At 67.4% G+C, this 18,163-nt stretch carries 22 protein-coding genes and 1 pseudogene; all 23 read right to left on the reverse strand.

Annotated features, from left to right (window positions below; all coding sequences use genetic code 11):
• Window positions 1-53: 53 nt before the first annotated feature.
• The 23 genes and pseudogenes from AL072_RS29835 to AL072_RS35035 all read right to left on the reverse strand — a co-directional run bounded on the left by AL072_RS29835 (window position 54) and on the right by AL072_RS35035 (window position 18,161).
• A complete protein-coding gene (locus AL072_RS29835; RefSeq protein WP_045585102.1) occupies window positions 54-530 on the reverse strand; it encodes a hypothetical protein in 477 nt (158 codons plus the stop codon).
• A gap of 41 nt (window positions 531-571) precedes the next feature.
• Window positions 572-961, reverse strand: coding sequence for a DUF3168 domain-containing protein (locus AL072_RS29840; protein ID WP_052710352.1), 390 nt, complete (start codon window positions 959-961; stop codon window positions 572-574).
• Window positions 958-1,461, reverse strand: a complete 504-nt coding sequence (locus AL072_RS29845; protein WP_144428417.1) for an HK97-gp10 family putative phage morphogenesis protein — start codon at window positions 1,459-1,461, stop codon at window positions 958-960. Before AL072_RS29845 ends, AL072_RS29840 begins: the two co-directional genes overlap by 4 nt.
• Before the next feature lie 44 nt (window positions 1,462-1,505).
• Window positions 1,506-1,832 carry a phage head closure protein gene (locus tag AL072_RS29850; RefSeq protein WP_052710353.1) on the reverse strand — a complete coding sequence of 109 codons (327 nt, stop codon included), beginning with the start codon at window positions 1,830-1,832 and terminating at the stop codon, window positions 1,506-1,508.
• A complete protein-coding gene (locus tag AL072_RS29855) occupies window positions 1,829-2,353 on the reverse strand; it encodes a hypothetical protein (RefSeq protein WP_045585104.1) in 525 nt (174 codons plus the stop codon). Before AL072_RS29855 ends, AL072_RS29850 begins: the two co-directional genes overlap by 4 nt.
• Window positions 2,350-2,925: a head-tail connector protein gene (locus AL072_RS29860; RefSeq protein WP_045585105.1), complete on the reverse strand. Its 576-nt coding sequence runs from the start codon at window positions 2,923-2,925 to the stop codon at window positions 2,350-2,352. Before AL072_RS29860 ends, AL072_RS29855 begins: the two co-directional genes overlap by 4 nt.
• A 50-nt stretch (window positions 2,926-2,975) precedes the next feature.
• Entirely contained in the window at window positions 2,976-3,434 is a 459-nt protein-coding gene (locus AL072_RS29865) for a hypothetical protein (RefSeq protein ID WP_045585106.1), read from the reverse strand.
• Between the two features lie 28 nt (window positions 3,435-3,462).
• Entirely contained in the window at window positions 3,463-4,806 is a 1,344-nt protein-coding gene (locus AL072_RS29870) for a phage major capsid protein (protein WP_045585107.1), read from the reverse strand.
• Between the two features lie 84 nt (window positions 4,807-4,890).
• Complete coding sequence (locus tag AL072_RS29875; RefSeq protein ID WP_052710354.1) at window positions 4,891-5,847, reverse strand: S49 family peptidase; 957 nt, start codon at window positions 5,845-5,847, stop codon at window positions 4,891-4,893.
• Between the two features lie 10 nt (window positions 5,848-5,857).
• Window positions 5,858-7,126, reverse strand: a complete 1,269-nt coding sequence (locus tag AL072_RS29880) for a phage portal protein (RefSeq protein WP_158511107.1) — start codon at window positions 7,124-7,126, stop codon at window positions 5,858-5,860.
• 5 nt (window positions 7,127-7,131) lie between these two features.
• On the reverse strand, window positions 7,132-8,832 hold the full coding sequence (locus tag AL072_RS29885) for a terminase large subunit (RefSeq protein ID WP_082109283.1): 1,701 nt from the start codon (window positions 8,830-8,832) through the stop codon (window positions 7,132-7,134).
• A complete protein-coding gene (locus AL072_RS29890) occupies window positions 8,804-9,364 on the reverse strand; it encodes a P27 family phage terminase small subunit (RefSeq protein ID WP_082109284.1) in 561 nt (186 codons plus the stop codon). The genes AL072_RS29885 and AL072_RS29890 overlap by 29 nt, the downstream gene beginning before the upstream one ends.
• An 89-nt stretch (window positions 9,365-9,453) precedes the next feature.
• Window positions 9,454-9,822: an HNH endonuclease gene (locus tag AL072_RS29895; RefSeq protein WP_200909963.1), complete on the reverse strand. Its 369-nt coding sequence runs from the start codon at window positions 9,820-9,822 to the stop codon at window positions 9,454-9,456.
• A 151-nt stretch (window positions 9,823-9,973) separates the two neighbouring features.
• On the reverse strand, window positions 9,974-10,537 hold the full coding sequence (locus AL072_RS29900) for a hypothetical protein (protein WP_144428418.1): 564 nt from the start codon (window positions 10,535-10,537) through the stop codon (window positions 9,974-9,976).
• 310 nt (window positions 10,538-10,847) lie between these two features.
• Entirely contained in the window at window positions 10,848-12,494 is a 1,647-nt protein-coding gene (locus AL072_RS29905; RefSeq protein WP_045585109.1) for a DNA primase family protein, read from the reverse strand.
• Window positions 12,495-12,578: 84 nt separating this feature from the next.
• Entirely contained in the window at window positions 12,579-13,148 is a 570-nt protein-coding gene (locus AL072_RS29910; protein ID WP_045585110.1) for an MT-A70 family methyltransferase, read from the reverse strand.
• A gap of 137 nt (window positions 13,149-13,285) precedes the next feature.
• Window positions 13,286-13,615, reverse strand: a complete 330-nt coding sequence (locus tag AL072_RS34645; protein ID WP_144428419.1) for a MerR family transcriptional regulator — start codon at window positions 13,613-13,615, stop codon at window positions 13,286-13,288.
• Window positions 13,615-13,884: a hypothetical protein gene (locus tag AL072_RS29915; protein WP_045585111.1), complete on the reverse strand. Its 270-nt coding sequence runs from the start codon at window positions 13,882-13,884 to the stop codon at window positions 13,615-13,617. The genes AL072_RS34645 and AL072_RS29915 overlap by 1 nt, the downstream gene beginning before the upstream one ends.
• Window positions 13,877-15,592 (reverse strand): bifunctional DNA primase/polymerase, encoded by a 1,716-nt coding sequence (locus AL072_RS29920; RefSeq protein ID WP_052710357.1) that lies wholly within the window; start codon window positions 15,590-15,592, stop codon window positions 13,877-13,879. The genes AL072_RS29915 and AL072_RS29920 overlap by 8 nt, the downstream gene beginning before the upstream one ends.
• Entirely contained in the window at window positions 15,589-15,984 is a 396-nt protein-coding gene (locus tag AL072_RS29925) for a hypothetical protein (RefSeq protein WP_045585112.1), read from the reverse strand. Before AL072_RS29925 ends, AL072_RS29920 begins: the two co-directional genes overlap by 4 nt.
• A complete protein-coding gene (locus AL072_RS29930) occupies window positions 15,981-16,421 on the reverse strand; it encodes an ASCH domain-containing protein (protein ID WP_045585113.1) in 441 nt (146 codons plus the stop codon). The genes AL072_RS29925 and AL072_RS29930 overlap by 4 nt, the downstream gene beginning before the upstream one ends.
• A pseudogene (locus AL072_RS35870) lies at window positions 16,418-17,647 on the reverse strand (phage Gp37/Gp68 family protein). Before AL072_RS35870 ends, AL072_RS29930 begins: the two are co-directional and overlap by 4 nt.
• Entirely contained in the window at window positions 17,568-18,161 is a 594-nt protein-coding gene (locus tag AL072_RS35035; RefSeq protein ID WP_045585114.1) for a hypothetical protein, read from the reverse strand. Before AL072_RS35035 ends, AL072_RS35870 begins: the two are co-directional and overlap by 80 nt.
• Window positions 18,162-18,163: the final 2 nt, after the last annotated feature.

The raw sequence follows: 18,163 nt of genomic DNA on the forward strand, positions 1-18,163 counted from the left end.
GGCGGCGGCATGGCTCGCCACCGGCCCCAGGCGCAGGGAATGCCCCGCGCGCGTCAGGTGCTGGCCGCCGCCGGCACCGACTGGTAGCTCTCGGTCAGCTCCAGTTTCAGGTTGCGCTTCCAGGTATCGGAGGAGCCGCCGACGCTGCGGCGGGTACTGACGACCAGGGAGCGGAAATAAAAGGTCGTGGGGGTGCCGACGATCAGGCCGTCTTCGTCGCGCGGCGCATCGTCCTTTTCCAGCTTGAAGTTGTAGGCGTTGGGGTCGCCCATCGCGGCTTCCAGCCGCTCACGGCCGGGGTCGCCTTCAAGGTCGGCCAGCATGATGTTCATGCTGCCGGGGTCCACGATCCCCTTGGACTTGTAGACCTTGCCTTCGTCGGCCGCGTTGAACTTGATCACCTCGGCTTCGTCGCCGAACTCGCCGAAATTCTCGACGATGCCGACGCGCAGATAGCTGTCGCCGGTCAGCGACACCGCCTTGGTGCCGACATAGAGCTTCGTTCCAATCACCGATTGGGTGCTGGTCATGGTGGTTTCCCTATGCAGATGGTGGCGGCGGGCCGCCGGGGTTACAGGCGCTCGATGCGCGCCTGAAACTGGATGACGCCGTGACGGATCATGCCGTCCGGCTGGGTGAAGGCGCGGGAATGCAGGAACAGCAGCCGCACCGGCCGGAAGCCGGCGACCGTCAGCGGCCGGTTGTGCAGGGCATCCTTGATCTGCCCCATGATCACCTTGGCTTCCGACAGGCCGGCTTGGTCAGACCAGACATGCAGGGTGGTGACGATCTCTTCCGACTCCACGTCGACCGTGGGGCCGGGGGTGACCACGTCGTCACCGATGGTGACGTAGGGCTTGGGCCGCCCGGTGCGCACCGCGTCCAGCACCGGCACCATGGCGGGCGTGCTGGACAGTCGGACATAGAGGGCGGCTTGCAGGGGATCGGCGGCGGCGCTCATTTGGACGGGTATCCGATCAGTTCGATGATCTGGTCGTCGGTGATCTGTTCGGCCGCCGCGTCTGCCAGCTCCGGCGACCATGTCGCGCTCTCGCCGGCCGCCGCGCGGCGGATGGCCCGGATGACGGCGGCCCGGATACCGGCGATGGCCTTGTTCCGGTTCAGCCGATAGGCCGGCATGAGGAAGGGTTGGGCCGGCGCACCGGGGTGGTGACGCACGCTGCCATCCGGCATGGGGATGTCGTGGGGATGCACTCCGAACTCGACCAGCGATATATGCGCGGCCCGGCCACGGCCCCACGATCCGACCCGCGCCGCCAGTCCGCCCTGGGTGAACTTGACGGCGAAGCGGCGCAGCAAGGTGCCATCGGAATAGGGGTGTCCCGACCCCGGCTTCGGCATCAGGCGCACGGCATCGGCGAAGACGGCGAAGGCGGCATCCGACACCGCTTCCTTCACCTCTTCGGTCACAAGGTCCGGCAGGGTCCGCAGCGTCTTCATGAGCTGCGGCGCTCCCTTCACCCGGCTGCGGCGGCGGGCCATGGTCAGACCGGCACCCCGGCTTCGCATTCGAGCGACAGCCAAGGATCGCGCGTCCCGGCTTCGCCGACGAAGCGGATGTTCATCACCTTGCCGTTCCAGATCAGCCGGCAGGCGGTGGTGACGTCGGTGCGGCGGCGGATCACCACGCCGTAGCTGACCGATGCTTCGGTCTGCTGGGCGTTCTGGCGCTCCCGGCCCGACAGCGGGCGCACGCGCGCCCAGACGGTGGCGACGGCGCTCCATCCCTTGGTGTAGCCGCCGCGCCCGTCCGGGGTTTCCGCTTCAGCCTGGATCGTCACCCGCTGATCCAGTTCGCCCATGCGGATCATCGGACGGCCTCCAGCCAGGCGGTGGACGGCGCACCCAGCAGGCGGCGGGTCCAACCGGACAGCGAACGGACCCGCTCCGCCAGCTCCGGCCGGGCCAGCCGCCACGCGCGTTGATGCCCGATCAGCGGCTGCGGGATCGGCGCGCCGCCGACATAGGGCATGGCGTCATCGAACGGCACCCCGGCCAGGATCACCCGCCGGTAGCCCAGCTTATGCAGGGCGATGCGGACGCCGTAGAGGGCCGACGTGCCGAAGCGCTCCACGTCGGTGGTGACGCAGGCGATTCCAGGCCCGGCGGCAGGCGCCCAGGCGGTGAAGCCGTCCGGCTTGCCCAGCGCCGCGCGCCGGTCCATGAAGCCGGCGAGCTGGTCAGGATGCAGCGAAACCCAATGATCCAGGGCAGCGTCCGCGACGATGCCGGCCCGGTTGATCGCCATCACGTCGCAGGCCAGCGGCCCCAGCGCCTTCAGATCGTCGAAGAGGCAGGCGGCAAAGCCCATGACCAGAAGGGGGCGGGTCATGACCCAACCCCCCATTGGCGGTCGGCACTCAGCAAGGCCGCCACGGTGAAGGGCAGTTCGTTCACGATGTTGCCGATGTTGATGGGCTCCCGGTTGGCATAGAGATGCGCGGCCAGCAGCATCACCGCGGACTTGATGTTGCCGGGCACCTCCGCGGCATCGCCGAAGCCCAGGGTGAAGCGCACCGTCACCGCGGCGAGCTGGGCGCGGGTGCGCGGCCATGCCGCGCCGGGGGCAGGCAGGATCAACGCCGGCCGCTCGGTCACGTCGACCTGATAGGCCGCAGGGTCGAGTGTGCGGGAGACACCGGCGGAATCGACGTAGGAGACGCTGTCGACCGACATCACCGGCCCGTGCGGGATTTCCAGCCGGTGGAGAAAGCCATCCAGCGTCCATTCCCACACCTGGGTGACGATGGCGGCACACAGATGGCTTTCGCACAGCATGCGGGCGGCCACGATCTGCGCTTCGATCAGCGTGTCTTCGTCGGCACCGTCCACGCGCATGTGCAGCTTCTGTTCGGCCAGGGAGACAGGTTCGGCCGCGGGCGGGGTGATCAGCTTCAAACCCATGGGCGTTCACTCCAGAGCGCGGGCGGCGACAAAGCCGCCCGCACGGCCGGTCACGGGACGATTTCCACCAGCGACGCCGCCTTGTTGTCGGCGGCGGTGCCGTAGCGGGGGGCGAAGCCGAAGACCAGCGCCGTCGTGTTCGCATCGGCTCCGGCGGAGGTCACCGTCAGGCGGGCATGGGTGAAGCCGCCGTTGACGTCGAGGTCGGCGGCCCGGCAATTGATGGCCGCTTGCACGTTGTCATCGTCGCCGGCTTCGGTCAGCGGCGTGATGGCCTTGCCCGTGATGTCCTTCGCCCCGGTGCCGGCGGCGTCCTTCGCCTGCTCCAGCTTGGCGCTGACGGTTGCGCCGACCGACAGGAGGCCGGTGGACACCACCGCCTGGATGGCGGCGAAGGTGGACATGTTGACCCATGTGCAGGACGACGCCCCCGGTCCGTGCGAGCGAGGGGGGATGGAGCCGACCACAGCCGCATGGGCAGTGGTCAGGACGGTGGTGTTCACGGTCATGGTGGTTCCTCAGGTGCTGCTGGGGTGGTTACGCGCGGGTCGCCAGCGTGACGAAGTGCGACTTGGAGGTGTCGCCCTTGGCCGGCTGCACCGGCTTGGACAGGTGCGGCTGGCCGCCCAGGCGGAAGGTCCAGCGGAACGCCTGAAGCCCATAGTCGAAGTACAGGTGGATGGAGGTGTCGAAGCGGATGCCGGACGCCTTCTTCGGCATGTAGTAGCCCTTGGGCGACAGCAGTTGCAGATCGCCTTCGGTGCCCAGGCTCTCCGCATGCTCGCTCCAGCGGATCGGCAGCCCCAGCAGGAAGCCGCCCGGCGCTTCCTTCAGGCCGGCGACAGGCGGCGTCCACATCGGGGTGACGCCGATCTGCATCACGACGAGCTGGGGCACGATGTCCCGGTTCGCCATCCAGAACGGAGAATCACCCGGCTGCGTCAGCAGGCGGGTGTACATGTCCAGCACGTTCTCCACGACGATGGTCTTGGCCGCCTGTCCGGCCTTCTTCGCGACCGCGATCTTGGCCGGGCTCTTCATCCAGCCCAGCGGCTTCTGAACGCCGTCGCCATAGATGATCGAATCGCCGATCTTCCAGTTGATGGCGATGGCCGCTTTGTTGGTCAGGCGGTTGGCGAGGCGGGGCGCGTCTTCCAACAGGTCTTCGTCAGCCGTGACGAAGGCGTACAGCGGCTCCAGCGGGACCGAGCGCGGCGCAGCCGGCGGGGCCTTGCTGCCGGTCATCTGGGTGCCTTCCGACCGCCACCGCACTTCGATACCGCCAGCACCCCAGGGGGTCGACTCGTCGGCCAGCAGCTTCACCTCGCGGGCGGAAGTGGGCTCGTCGTCGACCCAGCTCGGGATGTCTTCCATGTCGAAGACCAGTTCCCAGATGCCGTCACGGAACATCGGCGGGACCATGAAGCCGTCGTCCGTCCCGTTGGCGGTCTGGACATTGGTGGGGCCGGCGCCAACCAAGCGCTGATCCACCGACACCATGTTTCCGCCGCCGGGCGTTGCCTGTTTCACCGCCATGGCGAATTCTGCCATGTCGTGGAAGCCATAGGTCAGCGCCGGGTTCGGCTCGTTGGATGAGAAGTCGCCCGCGGCGGAGCGGCCCCGCCCCTCGGTCGCCTCGTTGCCCAACGGGGCGAAGGAACGCTCGCGGTCGAGACGCTTTTCCTCCGCCTCGACAGCGGCTTGCGCCTCCGCCACCTTGGCTTCCAGTGCGTTGATTTCGCCGTCGAGTTTGGCGATATCCGCGTCATCCGCATCGGTACGGCTGGCCTTGGCGCGGAGGGCGTTCAGCTCCGCGAACTTCTTGCGACCTTCCGTCTTCAGATCGGAAACGGCCTGTCGCAGCTCTTTCAGGTTGGGCATGTCAACTACTCCACGGGGACAAGACAAAGGGCCGCCGCGCCGATGCCGGCGGGCGGGATGGACGGGGAGGCGATGTGAGAGGGGTCAGACGAAGGAGAGGATTCTGTCGTCGGCTACCGCATTGCGCGAGCCGCTGCCACCAGAGCGGCCAGCCAACCGGGACAGCGTGTCTTCGAAGGTGGCGACGCCGTCGACCATGCCCAGCGACTTGGCTTCGCTGGAGCCGACGACACGTCCCTCCCCGAAGCCGCCACGCACGTCAGCCGACTTCACCCCGCGACCGCGGGCGACCGCCTTGACGAAGCTGTCGTAATAGTCGTTCACCCGAGCCTGCATGGCTCCGCGCGCCTCTTCGGTCAGCGGCTCATAGGGGTTGCTTTCGGCCTTGAACTTGCCGGCCCGGATCAGCGTCGTCTTGACCCCTGCCTTTTCCAAGGCCTGGGTGTATTCCGTGTGGGCGGAAAAGACGCCGATGGAGCCGACTTCGCCGGAGGGTGTCACGACCAGTTCTTCACACTGCGACAGGAGCCAGTACCCAGCCGATGCCGCCATGGTGTCCGCGATGCCGACGACACGCTTCTTTCCACGGGCATTGAAGATTTCGTCGGCGGCTTCCTGCACCAGATCGACCGAACCGCCTGGGGTGTCTGCGCGGATCAGGATCGTTCCGACCTGTTCATCCGCCAAGGCTTCCCGGAAGCGCGCCCGGAAGCGGTCCAGCGCCGCCATGCCCGATACGTCGGCGAACATGCCGGCGCGTGGCGTGATGACGCCGAACAGCGGCAGAACGGCGATGGCCCCGCTCCGTGCGCTGCCCACCCGCGCGCTGTCCGCCGCCGGTTTGCCCGCCTGGGCCTCCGCGATCCGCTGACGAATGTCTTCCTTCGACAGCCGTCCGCCGGCCGCACGAAACGCCAGCAGGTCGGTGATGACCGCCAGCATGCCGGGCATGATCGCCCAGGGGGTTTCGGACACGGCGCGGATGACGTCGGCATAGCGCAGCTCCGCGGCCATCGCCCCGTCGTCGGTCAGGTCGGACATCGGCATTCCCTCAGTGGGTCGGTGCAGGAAGATCGGCAGGCGCGGGGGCCTGCATGTCGGCCCGAGCGGCCGGCGGCTTGCTGCCGGCCGGGGCCATGTTGAGCGGTTGCAAATAGTCGTCGCCGTTGGCGATGGGGTTCATGTTCTCCATCTTCCGAATGTCGTTGATCGACAGCCAGCCGCCTTGACGGCCCTGGAAGAAGGCTTCGTAGCGGGATTTCAGGTCGCCGCGCAGAAGACCGGACACATTGAACTCGGCAAAGAAGTTGGAGGAGAGGATCAGGTCCGCATTGATCTTGCTTTCCCAGAGTTCCAGCCACGGCAACATGGTATCGGTGACGAAGTCGATGGACTGCTGTTCGACGTTCGACCGCGTCCCGTTGTCCATGATCCCGGCCTTGTGCGGCGGAACGCGCCAGATGCGGGTGATCTCCAACGCCAGATCGCGGCGGGTCTCCAGAAACTGGCTTTTCTGGTTGTCGATCTGCTGCCGGTTCAGCTTGATCCCATGCTCGAGCATGGCGTCACGGTGCTGGTTGCCACCGGTCCGGGCGCGTCGCCACGCCTTCATGTAGTTGTTGCGATCTTCGGCCGCCTTGAACGTGCCGGGAGGGGCTTCCAGCACACCGCCGGATTCCCCTCCGTTCTTGAAGTATCGTGCGCCATAGGCGTGAACGGCGATGGCGGCCCCGATGATATTGCCGCTGGTCTGGGGCACCGGCACCCCGGCCAGCCCGTCGTCGGTGAAAGGCAGCGCCCGCAGGTGCCACATCTCCGACGAATGCAGACGACGGGACTTGCCGGTGTATTGGTCGGCGACGTCGTACCAGACGTCTTTGCCGTTGCGGCGCGGGGCGACCCGCGACGGGTGGTGCGGGATCAACTGGTCGACCGCACCGCGCGGGCCGGGCACGATTTCGGCATAGGCGTTGCGATGCCATACCAGCCACCATTGCATCTGTCCGATGAACTCCCAGGACGTCTGGAAGCCGTTGGGGCGACGTGCCAGCAGGTCCGCCAGCGGATGCTGATCGGATTCTTCCCGCCCGCCGTTCGGCAGCTTGCGGAACACCTTCAGCGGCAGGGACGGCACGGTTTCCGACAGAAGCTTCAGGCAGTCGAGCACGACCGGCACCTGTAATGCCGCGCGGGCCGACACCACCACACCGGAGGTCTCAGCGAAGGCGATTGCGCCGTCGACGGAGGTGTACCAGTGATCGTCGGCCGGGTTGCGCACCGGGGCTTCGTCCTGTTCCTGCCCCAGGATGCGGCGAAACATCGTCATCATGCCAAGGGCACCTCGTAGTCAGCAGGGATCTCGACGCCTTGTCCCCCGCCGTCGAAGACGATGGCGCGGCCCAGCGCCATGACGGCGGCGACGATGCCGTCGATGCGCTCGCCGCTGGTCGCCTTGTTCGGCTTGATGTTGTCGGCGGCATCCCGGTCGATGGCGACGTTCTCAGCCATCCAGTGCAGCACCGGGTGTCCGCCGTGGGCCAGCTCATGTCCCACGACCATGGCTTCGAACCGTTTGGCCGGGGCCGACATGGACGCGAAACCCTGCCCGAACGGCACCATCGGCAGACCGTCCGCCGTCAGGTTGGTGACGAGCTGGGTGGCGTTCCACCGGTCATAGGGGGCTTCGATCAGGCCATAGGCGCCCGCATCCTCGCGGATTGCCATCTCCACCGCGCCATAGTCCACGACGTTGCCGGGGGTCGCTGTCATGGCCCCATCCCGCGCCCAGAGGTCGTACGGCACCCGGTCCCGGCGGGACCGCAGGTCGATATTGCGCTCCGGCACGAAGAAGCGGGGGACGATGAACCACGGATCGTCATCGCCCTGCGGTGGGAACAGCTTCACCCAGGCGGTGATGTCGGTCGTGCTGGACAGGTCCAGCGCGCCGAAGCACGGACGGCCGAACAGAAAGCGGGCCAGCTCCTTCCAGCCGACCGGGCCGGCGCACTGCTGCCAATCCGCCATCGGCAGCCACCGGGTGTCCTGCTGCGTCCACATGTTCAGATGCAGGCGGCGGAACGTGTTCTCATAACCAGGCACACGCTTGGCGTGGGCGCATTCCTGCGCCAGATACTCGAGCGACACGGCGTCGCCCACAGAGGGATTCGCCTTCGCCCAGGTGCGCGGATCGGTCCAGTCGTCCGCCTCATCCGCCATGAACAGGATCGGTAACAGCGACGGATCGTCATCGACGCCGTCACGCACCCGCACGGCCTGCTCATGCACCTCCCAGCAGATGCCCTGACGGCGGGAGCCCGCCGTGGTCATCAGGGCTTCCAACGGCTCTTCGCGGGCACCCACTGCGGTGTGCAGAACGTCCAGCAGATCGCGGTTCGGCTGGGTGTGCAGCTCGTCGAAGATGATGCCGGAGGGGTTCAGCCCGTGCTTCGTCTCCGCGTCGGACGACAGAACGCCATAGCTTGACATCAGGCGGGCACAGATGACGGACCGCTTGAACACCTCGCAGACGCGCGAAAGCGGGGGCGAGGCAAGGACCATGCTGGCGGCCTCGCGGAAGACGATGCTGGCCTGTTCGCGGTCGGCGGCGGCGGAATAGATTTCGGCCGATCGCTCGCCGGCCAGCAGCAGCAGCAGCGCCAGACCGGCGGCGAAGGTGCTCTTGCCGTTCTTGCGGGCGATGAACAGATACGCCCGGCGCACCACCCGCCGGCCGGTGGCTGCCCACTTGAAGCCGAAGATGATGCTGACGACGCGGCGTTGCCAATATTTCAGGTGGAAAGGCTTGCCGGCCAGCCGGCCCTTCGAATGGCGCAGGAAGGTGGGGAAGAAGTCGCACGCCTTCTCGGCCGCCGCCTTGTCGAAGACGAAGCGGGGATCGTTGGCGTAGCGCTCCCACAGGCGGTCCACCACGGCGGCAGCATGGGCCTCCGCGAACGCGATCACCTCCGCCTCGGTGGGCGGGGTGACGGTCACGGCATCACTGGAGCCAGCCGACTGGATCGTCATGATTCGCCTGGGGTTTGGTGGCATCGGAGGAATGCGCCGCCGGGGACGCCGCATCTGGAAGAGGCAACTGGTACTGGCGGGCGGCGCCGAGCTGCGCCGCGGTGCTGATCCGCGCCTTGGTGTTCTGGGTCAGCTGGTCGCTGTACTTCGCCATCAGCCGTGCCTGGGCGTTCATCACGCCCACCTCTGGCCGGGTGCGCACATAGCCGGTCTCGGTCGAGTAGGTGATGCCCTTGCGGTCGATCACCTTCTTGCACCGGAGATACAGGGCGCGGGCCTCGCAGTAGGCACGGAACGTGGTCAGGTCGGACGGTCGCCCCAGGCCGGTGGACAGGAACCGGGGCAGTTCCTCCAACCACACCTCCCGCTCGCCCTTGGTCAGGCTGGCGGGAGGCGCGAACTCCGAAACCGGCTCCGTCGACGCGACGGCAGGCGGGGCCTCCGTCGCCGGGGCCGCCGCTCGCTTGCGCCGTCCGGGGTTGCCGGCAAGGGCGTTCAACGCCTCCGCCTTTGGCTTCCGTCCCCTGGTCACTGCCGCCGCTCAAAAAAAATAATTTCCCAATTTCGCGAACGCGCGCGTTGCCTTGAGACACCGGTCCGTGGGCTGAAAGGTTCCAAGGATCAGACCCCCCCCACCCCTCGGGCCGAGCGGCCGGGGACCGGCTGCCCGGCGCGGGCCGCCGCCCGCTCTGCCGCCTGTTTCGGCCCGTCGTGGCAGGGCTTGCACAGGCTTTGGGTGTTCTCGCGGTTGAAGAACAGCGCGCGGTCGCCCCGGTGCGGCTTAACGTGGTCGACCACGGTCGCGGCGACGGTCAAGCCGTGCTCCGAGCACATGCGGCACAGCGGCTCCACCGACAGCCGCCACGCCCGGATGTCCAGCCACGATTTGACCTTGTACCAGCCGCGCCACGGCTGCGCGTCCTGGCGGGCGCGGTCGTGGCGTTGCCGGTCTTCGGCAGCGTGGGCATCGCAGAAGCGGCCATCGGTCAATCGACCGCAGCCGGGGCGGGCGCAGGGTTTCTTCGGTTTCCAGGGCATGTTGGGCAGGGCCGAAACGCAGTGCGCCCGGCGGGAGAGTTACTCCGGCCGGGCGCACTACCTCAATCTAGCGGAGAGGCTAACAGAAAACCGCCCATGTCCGTCAAGAGGGATTTTTCGGAACACGGAGACGGAAAGTTGCGGCGTAGCCCGCCAGCACCTTCAGCACGGCATCGCGCGTCCGGTCTTCCCGCACGCCCAGGCGCTTGTCCAGCGCGGCAGGCGACGCCTCACCGGTCAGCACCTTGACCGTCACCACGTCGAGGAACAGCGCCTCATGCCGGCCGCGCAGCAGCCCAGCCTTGCCCGACGCCCGCACCGACGCGCGCCAGTCCGCCACCCGTCGCGTCGGAGCCGACAGCGACCAGCCCACCGTCCCACCGGACGGGGCCAACGGCGGCTCGGTGCGGTTGCCGCCATCGACCACCAGCCGCGACGGGTCGATAGCGCGCAGCCCCGACGCCGTCCCGATCTCCGTCGCCAGCCCGCGACCGATGTCCACCGCCGCCGCAAGCTGCGCCACGTCCAGCCGACCGCGGGCGTACATCAGCGCCACCCAGCCACGCCCGCACACCAGCCCCGGCACAGCCGGGTCGCCCCGCTCCGGCAGGTCGCGCAGCCGGCCGGTGACCAGCCCGTCACCGCCATCTTCACCCCTGCCGGACATCACCGCTCCGCCATCCATGGCCGCCGCCCCTCTCGTTGCCCGAATTGCTCCCCGGAATGCCGGGGCTGCCATCTCTCTGAAACCCTTGGAAACTCTCTCTTTAGGGAGGATGGGGAGGATAGGGATAGATATTCGCCAGTGGCTCATACGCGCGCCCGTCCGTGCGCACACGCGCACACGCACACATGAGGGCCACCGCCGAAAATCGCTCTCTGTCCTCCCTTTATCCCTAAACCCAGCATTTCCGCGCCTTTCCCCAAGAGGGTCCGTCCAGCGATTATCCCTCTCGGCCTGATCGCTCCCTCGGTTGTCAAAAATCCGGGGGCGGGGGGGCTGCCGTCTGCGGCAGACCGTCCAGCAGGCAGAGGCCAAGATACTCGTTGATACCGCAACTCTTGATCGTTCTAAGTCCACGATCCTTCATCTTTCGCCCGAACCCGTTTTGTTTGAGCGGTTCCACCGCATTTCTTTCGCACCACTTCGTATAGGCTTCGTACAGCGCGGTCGCGGTCACGCGCTTGCCCTGCATCCGCGCGGTTTCCGCTTCAAGGAAGTCGCCCAGCGGGTCCTGATCCCGCTTGTACTCTTCGACCGCGGCGAGGATCTTCGCAGGCGGGTCAAGCCCCTCTTCCAGCCACAGCCACAGCCCGTCCAGCAGCCATTGGAAGACGCCGTCTTTCTCCGCGACCAACTTGTCGAGAATGTTTGGGTCGCGCTCGTCAGGCGGAATGAACACTTCGAATGGAACGAGGATCACGCGCCGCCAGATGCCGATGTCCTGCCCGCGAATAATCGGCTTGTGGTTCGTCACCATGACGGGCGTGAACTCGGGCCGATACTCGAATGGGTCTTTGTTCAGCTTGCGGGTTTCGATGGGCTCGCCGCCAGTCACTTCCTTGACCAGACCTTCCGACAGCGCCTCGCCCTTGTCCGGTTCGTTCATCAACACCAGCCGCACGCCCGGCAGCTTCGCCAGCGACGGCTTCGGCCCATCCGCCTTCTTGTCCTTGCCGTCGAGAAAAACGGCCACCGGGATGGTGGCGGCATAGTCCCCGAAGATGTGCCGCATGACGTCGACAAGCTTTGACTTGCCGTTCTTGCCCTCTCCATAGAAGATGACAAATATCTGTTCGGACGTGTCACCGGTCAGGCAGTATCCGAAAAGCTTCTGGACGAACGTGCGCACTTCTTCGTCAGGCAGGATGCGATTGATGAACCGATCGAACTGTGGGCACTTCGCGTCGGGGTTGAAGGCCGCGCCGGCAAGCCGGGTGATCAGGTTGGCCTTGCGGAAGCCGCCCAGGCGCATCTGGGCGCGGCTGTCCGGCTTCTGGCGCAGGTCCAGAGTGCCGTTGTCCAGCGTCATCAACCAGGGGTGCCCGTCCATCGCGCGCGTCGGTTTCGCCAGATAGGGCCGGGCCTGTTCCAGCGCACCCTTCACCTTCGGGGTGTCGCCGCTCTTGACCGCGAACGCCTCGAAGGCGCGCAAGCCGCGTTCCCATTCCTTGATCCGCTCCAGCCGCATCTTGCCCTGGATGGCCGGGTCCGGCTCTTCCGTCTCGGTCGGCGGAGCCGGTGGCGGCCCCAGGTCGCGCAGTTCCTTCAACTCGTCGCGCAGCTTCTCAACCATGCGGTGACAGAGCTTGGTTGCCTCGCCCTCGCCCAGCTCATAGGCGAACCGCTTCCCGTCCCAGACTGCCCACCCGTTCTGATCGACAAAGACCAGGGCACGGCCGAACCGCTGAATCAGCCGCTCCCCGTTGCCCTTGTCGGACTTATCATAAGTTGCAAGCTCCCGGTCGGGCGGCGGCTCCCCGTCGTCATCGTCCGGCGGCTGGGCAACGCCGCTGCCACCCGTGCCGGCATCGACCGCGACCGCGCCGTCGATATGCTGTCGCAGGTCTTCCAGGGCGTCGGGCTGGTCAGCCGGCACGATCTTGGCTCCGTCATCGGGCATCGCGCACCTGAAAGCCTCTGGCACGCCCATCGGGCGCCCATGTTTGGAGGGGGGCGGGGGGAGGCGCGGAGGGGTGCCGGCGGGTCATGACGCCACCTCCCTGGCATCCGCCGCCGTGAATTTGTCCGTCTCGTTCCCCCAGGCGTCGAAGCCGGGCCAGGATTGGCGGGCGAACAGCTCGCACGCGGGGCCGCTGGGGATCAGCCGGCGTGCCATGGCGTATTGCTCGTCCGGCTTCCGGCTATGCTCGCGCGTGGCCGCGTCCAGGGCTTCGCCACCGTCCAGCAGGATGCCGCGTTCCGACGCGCAGCCCGGCCCATAGGGCGGGTCGCCGATGGCCCACAGGGTGACATGCTCGGTCGAGACCCGGACGACGTAGCCGGGGCCGAAGGCCAGCTTTCCGCTGGCGGGGGTGCGCTTCACCCAGGGGAAGCCGGTGACGTACCGGAAGCCCCACGCCTCCCCCACGGCGATCGCATCGGGGAGCATGGCCCAGGTGCCCCACAGCCACAGCAGGCAGCCCCGCGGGTTGGCGAGCTGCTGCACCGGCAACGCCTTGATGGCGTCCACCGGCATGCACGGGTAATGCGCCACCGGGTTCTTGGCCTCGCCCTTGGCGGAGCGGTTGTAGAAGCGCCACGGCGGGTCAGCCATGATCAGGCTGTACGCCGCTGGCGCAAGGCTGCCCCAGCGCCACGACGCGGGCTTGCCCGACAGCGATGCGGCCCGAGAGGGAGTGTCGCCCCCAATCGCCGGTAGATCGAACAGGAGGGGGGCGGGGAGGGAGCGCGTCATCCCACAAGCCCACCTGCTCGATCTATCAAGGCGCGCATTTCTGCACACATTTTCTCGGCAGAAGCCGGATCGGCTCGCGCAATGAGGAAGGCTTTATCGTGAGCCAAGCCGCACGTAATCAGAGCTTGCGTTACAGCAAGAACTCTCAGATCACGATCTTGCGGCATGACGAAAAGACGCGCTCCATTTTGTTGGACGGTAGCGACTTTGACGAAGCCTTTCTTTATCCACCACTTCATTGCGTCAGGGTCCACGCCTATTGCTTTTGCAAGCTCAATGCGAGACAGAAAACTTCCTTTATCCCGCAACAATACTCGACCGCCCATTATGCTACCCCCCGTTCTCGGTCTTGGTCGAATTTCGCCGCCGCCCGTTCGGCCACAGCCACGCGCCGGGCGATGCCGGCGGCGAAAGTCTCGGAATCAGCGATCAGCACGACCAGCAGGTCGAAGGCATCCGACCACAGGGCGTTGCAGTCTCGGGCTCGGTCACGGTGCCCCAGCAGCCGGCGGCACCAGCGGTAGACGTCAGCGGCCCGCCGGTCGGTAGAAGCCATGTAGCGGAAGGCCAGCAGGCGGGCGGCAGCGTCATCCATGGCCGCCCCCATTCCGCGCCCGGCGGGGTGGGAAGCGCACAGTCACCCGGCCATCACCGCCCAGCGCCCGCGCGACCCGGCCGCGCATCTCGTCAGACGCGGAGTCCGCGCCGATCACGATCACGTCGCGCACCGCCTCCGGCAGCGCCATGTGCAGCAGCGCCGACACCGGCCCGCCGATCCATACCGGCACGCCCGGATAGGCGTTGCGGGTCTGCGCCCCGATCACCGCCCCGGTACACAGGTGCAGCCGCTCCCCCGACAGCTTGCCCAGGCGCACCGCCGCGCCCTGCCACGCACCGATCAGGCGGCGGGGCGGCAGCACCTCACCCGTGTTGGGATCGGCAACGGTCGCCATCGTCCGGCCGTCCGGCGCAAGGAAGGTCGCCAGGACTGCGCGCACCTCCGGCTTGCCGTCCCGGTCCGGCCATCGCGCCATGCAGGCCAACAGAGCGGGATACCGGCCGATGCACCCCGGCTCCGCCCCGTCCGGGCCATGCAGGTACTCCACCTCCCCGAAGCCGAACCACGGCCCGGCGGTCGCCGGGTCCACACCGTTGGCAGCCAGGAAGGCCGCGGCGGGGGTATCGGTCAGCGACGCGGCGCGGGCATTCCACACCGCCCGGCCGGCGGCCATCTGCACGCCCACCGTGGCAGGCGACGGAGCACCGCCACGCTGACGGCGCTGGGGCTGATAGCGCCGCTGCTGGCGCTCCGGCGGATCAGGGACGTCGCGCGGGTGGTTCCGCCCGGCGGCTATGCCCCCGTCGATGATCTTTTCCAGATGCGCCGTGTCCCACCCGCCTTTGCGCGGGTCGATGCTCCACCCCAGCGCCGCCGCCATCAGGTGCTGGCGGACAAGGTCTTCCGGCAGGGCGTTCGTCACGACCAGCCCGCCCAGCTTGAAGGCGGCCTCGTTCAGCGCGTTGTTCTGGTTGCCCGGCCCGGTCTGCCGGACGGTCTTCACCTCGTCATCCAGCGCGGCGCGGGCATAGGCGGAGATGCGTTCGGTCTTGGTCGAAGGAGCGCGTGCGGCGGACTTCGGCACCGGCTGGCCGATGCGCTTGGCGAGGAAGGCCGGCAACTCGCGACCGTCGAGGCGCAGGCGCAGCCACTCCAAGTCATCCGGCTCCGCCATCAGCAGCCGAATCACCCATTCCGGGGCGGGCGCGACGGGGGTGGAATCCGGGCTGCCGATCCAGGCATACCGGCCGCCGTTCGGGTGGATCGACGGGGCGGCGAGGATGTACCCGCCGGTCGACCGCGTGTCGAGACCCGGCCCCAGCCGCGACCGCGCGCTGTTCTTCACCGGCCGCCCCGGCCAGCGGAACAGCCAGTGCCGGCCGCCGCTGGGGGTATGCTGGCCCAGCGTGTCCGGCAGCGGCTCCCCGAACAGGCCGGACAGGATCTCGAGCGTCTCGAAGCCGTTTTCCGCCGGCTTGTCGCCCACCGCGTCCTTGATGTCGGCGTCCATCACCCAGAAGCCGGACTGTTCGCCGGCCGCCAGCCCGACATTCGCGCGCGGCCAGCGGGTCCAATATTGCTTCACCCAATAGGGCGAGGTCTTGGCGTCGTTGACGCCGTGTTCGAAGAAGTCCTTTTCCTTGTAAGGCAGCTTGTCCCCGGCCACGCACGGGAACACCGCCCAGCCGCGGGCGGCATAGGCCGCCGCCGCCTGGAACAGTTCCGGTCCGGCAACTTCGGTCATGGCCGAACCTCCCCGCCGTCCGTCAGATCGCGGACATGCGCCCACAGGCAGGCATCGGCGATGGACAGGGCCAGAGAGAAGAACCCCCACGAGCTGTGCGCCCGGCCCCCGCGGCTGATCGTCGCCCGCAGGTCGCCCGTGGTGGTTTCCAGCCGGTAGCCCGCCGGCACCATCACCAGGGCGGTGCCGACCAGGGTGATGGGCGGCAGCCGGCTTGCGGCGACGTCGCTGATCTGCCGCCGCAAGGCCAGATGCTGCTGCACGTCGATGCCGATCCGTCTGCCCGCGCGCAGGCACAGGATGGCGGTGTGCAGCGTCTCGCACTCCGCGTGCAGGCTGGTGACGTCCTGGGCCAGCCGCCGCAGGTCGCCCAGGTAGGAAGCGCTGGTCATGGCCGGTTGCCTCCGACCTGGGCGCGGACACGCTCCATCACGTCCGGCGACACCGTGAAGAATCCCAGCGCGCCCTTGCACGGGACCGGCTCCCGGAACGCCACCGGGTTGGCGAGCTGGAAACCGTAATCGCCGAAGAACCACGGGCTGTCGCTGGCGCTGACACAGCCGACGATGTCGACCATGCCGACGATGCAGCCGCCGTAGGGCCGGACCTGTTCCATGGTGACGCGCGGCGCACCGGCACGTTCGGCCAGCGGGCCGAATTCCTGCATCGTCAGCAGGACTTCGGTCGTGCCCCACCACTTGCTCGCGTGGATCAGGACGGAGCCGCGGTAGTTCGTCGGCCAGTCCCGATTTTCAATGTCCTTGCCGCCATGCAGGATTAACCACCACCACGGGGCACGGACGGACAGAGCCTTCTTCGGGACGGTCATGGCCGCACCTCCGGGACTTCGTTCCACGTCCGGCCATCCAGCACCCGGCCGGCGGCCTTCTTGCCGACGCGCTTCAGGACGGCGCGTGCGCCGAACATGTCGAATTGGCGAGGGAAGCCATCGACCTGATGGAAGCGGGGCCGATCAAAATCATAATCGCCGAAGGCGAAGCGGCCGGCGGTTCCAGCAGGGCACAGCCCGGCCGGCTCCCACTCGCCCCACTGCTTGAAGAAGAACGGACGGCCCGCGGAAGTGCATTGCTCTTGCAATGCCCGCACCCATCGACGGCTACTCGGTCGTGCGTTAGGCCCGCTCTCGCCGCCACAGATCACCCATCCCAAGCACCCCCCATATACCCGAAGAGACTTCAGCTCTCCTTCGATACGGCCGACGCGCGAGTAGTGCCCGGTCAGAGCGTTTCCTTTGCCCCCCACCTCACGACATTCAATCGCCGTGAGGTCCACCGGTCCAAGCATCGGCTCGACCGATAGAAAACGCAGAAATCAGCGCACACCGAGCAGCTCGGGCACGCGCTCATCGGCCGCCGCTTGATTTTCCACGGTCGCACCGGTCCAGACATTGGGCAGCGGCCAAAAGGGAAGCCATTGATCGTCACTCCGATGATCGGTGAAGATGTAATGCAGTTCGTTGGAGCGGCGGGTTTGGACGCCCATGTCGAAGACGTGCTTTTCAATACGGCGTGGCGCATCTGGATCGGCCAGATACTGGCGCATCCGATCCGGGCGCTTGGTCAGCAACAGGAAATGGTGATGCTGGCACAGCGCCATCATGGCGAAGACCTGATCGATCCAGTCTTGTTCGACGCTGCCATGGAACAAGTCCGACATGTCGCAGACGAAATACACACGGCTGCGCTTGGCATTGATCGGCGTGCTCAACACCTCCGGCACCCACCGCAGGGTGCCGTTGAACCTCGGCGTGCCGTTCGGGTCCAGATCGGTCAGGCCCGCATAGACGCCGTTGCCCTTGTGACCGAAGCGATGGGCGATGCCGGCGGCATAGCAGTTCCGGCAGGCTTCGCTGAGACGGCTGCATCCCCGGATCGGGTTGAGGCTGGCCGGTATGGCGTTGAGTTGCTGCGCGAGCGCGACCACCCATCCGATGGTGCAATGGTCTCCCATGGCGTCAGCCCTCCGCCCGCTCGCCCGCCCGCAGGCGGTAGGCCACGGCGGCGATGCCGAACACGCACCCGCGCACGGCATCATCCATCGGCTTCGTCGGCTGCCAGTCCTCCGGCTCCAGCAGCCAGGAATCGGACGGCTGTCCCGCCGGGAAATCGCTCCGGCGGTGATAGCCGGCATGGGACAGGTATTCCCCGCCGGCCACGTCCAGCGTGCCGGGCGACAGCTCGTCATCGGCCGCCGCTCCGTCGTCCACCGCCTTCCGCGCGGCGGCCAGCTCGCCCACCACGATGGACAGCGCCTCGATGTCCGATCCGGTCAGCCCCTCCGGCAGCAGCAGCACCGGGCGATGGGCGACCCGCGGCAGGCCGGGCAGAGACCGGACACCGATCCCCGCAACCCAGGTGTGGCCCTGCCCATCCCGTTGCGGCTGGTAGCCGTGATGGGACAGCCGCCGGCCGAAGTTGGCCCGCGTCAGGGGCCGCAGGCGCTTGGAATCGCAGAACGCAGTGTAGACGTTGAACAGATCACGGACACGAACGGAGGCTTCGCGTCCCTCGCATGCACTGCGGAGGAACGCGTTCAACGTGGCGGACATGG

The organism is Azospirillum thiophilum (assembly GCF_001305595.1).
Taxonomy (GTDB): domain Bacteria; phylum Pseudomonadota; class Alphaproteobacteria; order Azospirillales; family Azospirillaceae; genus Azospirillum; species Azospirillum thiophilum.

Excerpts from the sequence above, each read along its gene's own strand:
- AL072_RS29870 (WP_045585107.1), bottom strand. The coding sequence starts at position 4,806 with ATGCCCAACCTGAAAGAGCTGCGACAGGCCGTTTCCGATCTGAAGACG.
- AL072_RS29910 (WP_045585110.1), bottom strand. The coding sequence starts at position 13,148 with ATGGCTGACCCGCCGTGGCGCTTCTACAACCGCTCCGCCAAGGGCGAG.
- AL072_RS29875 (WP_052710354.1), bottom strand. The coding sequence starts at position 5,847 with ATGTCCGACCTGACCGACGACGGGGCGATGGCCGCGGAGCTGCGCTAT.
- AL072_RS29900 (WP_144428418.1), bottom strand. The coding sequence starts at position 10,537 with ATGTCCGGCAGGGGTGAAGATGGCGGTGACGGGCTGGTCACCGGCCGG.
- AL072_RS29860 (WP_045585105.1), bottom strand. The coding sequence starts at position 2,925 with ATGGGTTTGAAGCTGATCACCCCGCCCGCGGCCGAACCTGTCTCCCTG.
- AL072_RS29920 (WP_052710357.1), bottom strand. The coding sequence starts at position 15,592 with ATGACCGAAGTTGCCGGACCGGAACTGTTCCAGGCGGCGGCGGCCTAT.
- AL072_RS34645 (WP_144428419.1), bottom strand. The coding sequence starts at position 13,615 with ATGGGCGGTCGAGTATTGTTGCGGGATAAAGGAAGTTTTCTGTCTCGC.
- AL072_RS29835 (WP_045585102.1), bottom strand. The coding sequence starts at position 530 with ATGACCAGCACCCAATCGGTGATTGGAACGAAGCTCTATGTCGGCACC.
- AL072_RS29885 (WP_082109283.1), bottom strand. The coding sequence starts at position 8,832 with ATGACGATCCAGTCGGCTGGCTCCAGTGATGCCGTGACCGTCACCCCG.
- AL072_RS29840 (WP_052710352.1), bottom strand. The coding sequence starts at position 961 with ATGAGCGCCGCCGCCGATCCCCTGCAAGCCGCCCTCTATGTCCGACTG.
- AL072_RS29915 (WP_045585111.1), bottom strand. The coding sequence starts at position 13,884 with ATGGATGACGCTGCCGCCCGCCTGCTGGCCTTCCGCTACATGGCTTCT.
- AL072_RS29905 (WP_045585109.1), bottom strand. The coding sequence starts at position 12,494 with ATGCCCGATGACGGAGCCAAGATCGTGCCGGCTGACCAGCCCGACGCC.
- AL072_RS35035 (WP_045585114.1), bottom strand. The coding sequence starts at position 18,161 with ATGTCCGCCACGTTGAACGCGTTCCTCCGCAGTGCATGCGAGGGACGC.
- AL072_RS29880 (WP_158511107.1), bottom strand. The coding sequence starts at position 7,126 with ATGTTTCGCCGCATCCTGGGGCAGGAACAGGACGAAGCCCCGGTGCGC.
- AL072_RS29930 (WP_045585113.1), bottom strand. The coding sequence starts at position 16,421 with ATGACCGTCCCGAAGAAGGCTCTGTCCGTCCGTGCCCCGTGGTGGTGG.
- AL072_RS29850 (WP_052710353.1), bottom strand. The coding sequence starts at position 1,832 with ATGATCCGCATGGGCGAACTGGATCAGCGGGTGACGATCCAGGCTGAA.
- AL072_RS29925 (WP_045585112.1), bottom strand. The coding sequence starts at position 15,984 with ATGACCAGCGCTTCCTACCTGGGCGACCTGCGGCGGCTGGCCCAGGAC.
- AL072_RS29855 (WP_045585104.1), bottom strand. The coding sequence starts at position 2,353 with ATGACCCGCCCCCTTCTGGTCATGGGCTTTGCCGCCTGCCTCTTCGAC.
- AL072_RS29865 (WP_045585106.1), bottom strand. The coding sequence starts at position 3,434 with ATGACCGTGAACACCACCGTCCTGACCACTGCCCATGCGGCTGTGGTC.
- AL072_RS29845 (WP_144428417.1), bottom strand. The coding sequence starts at position 1,461 with ATGAAGACGCTGCGGACCCTGCCGGACCTTGTGACCGAAGAGGTGAAG.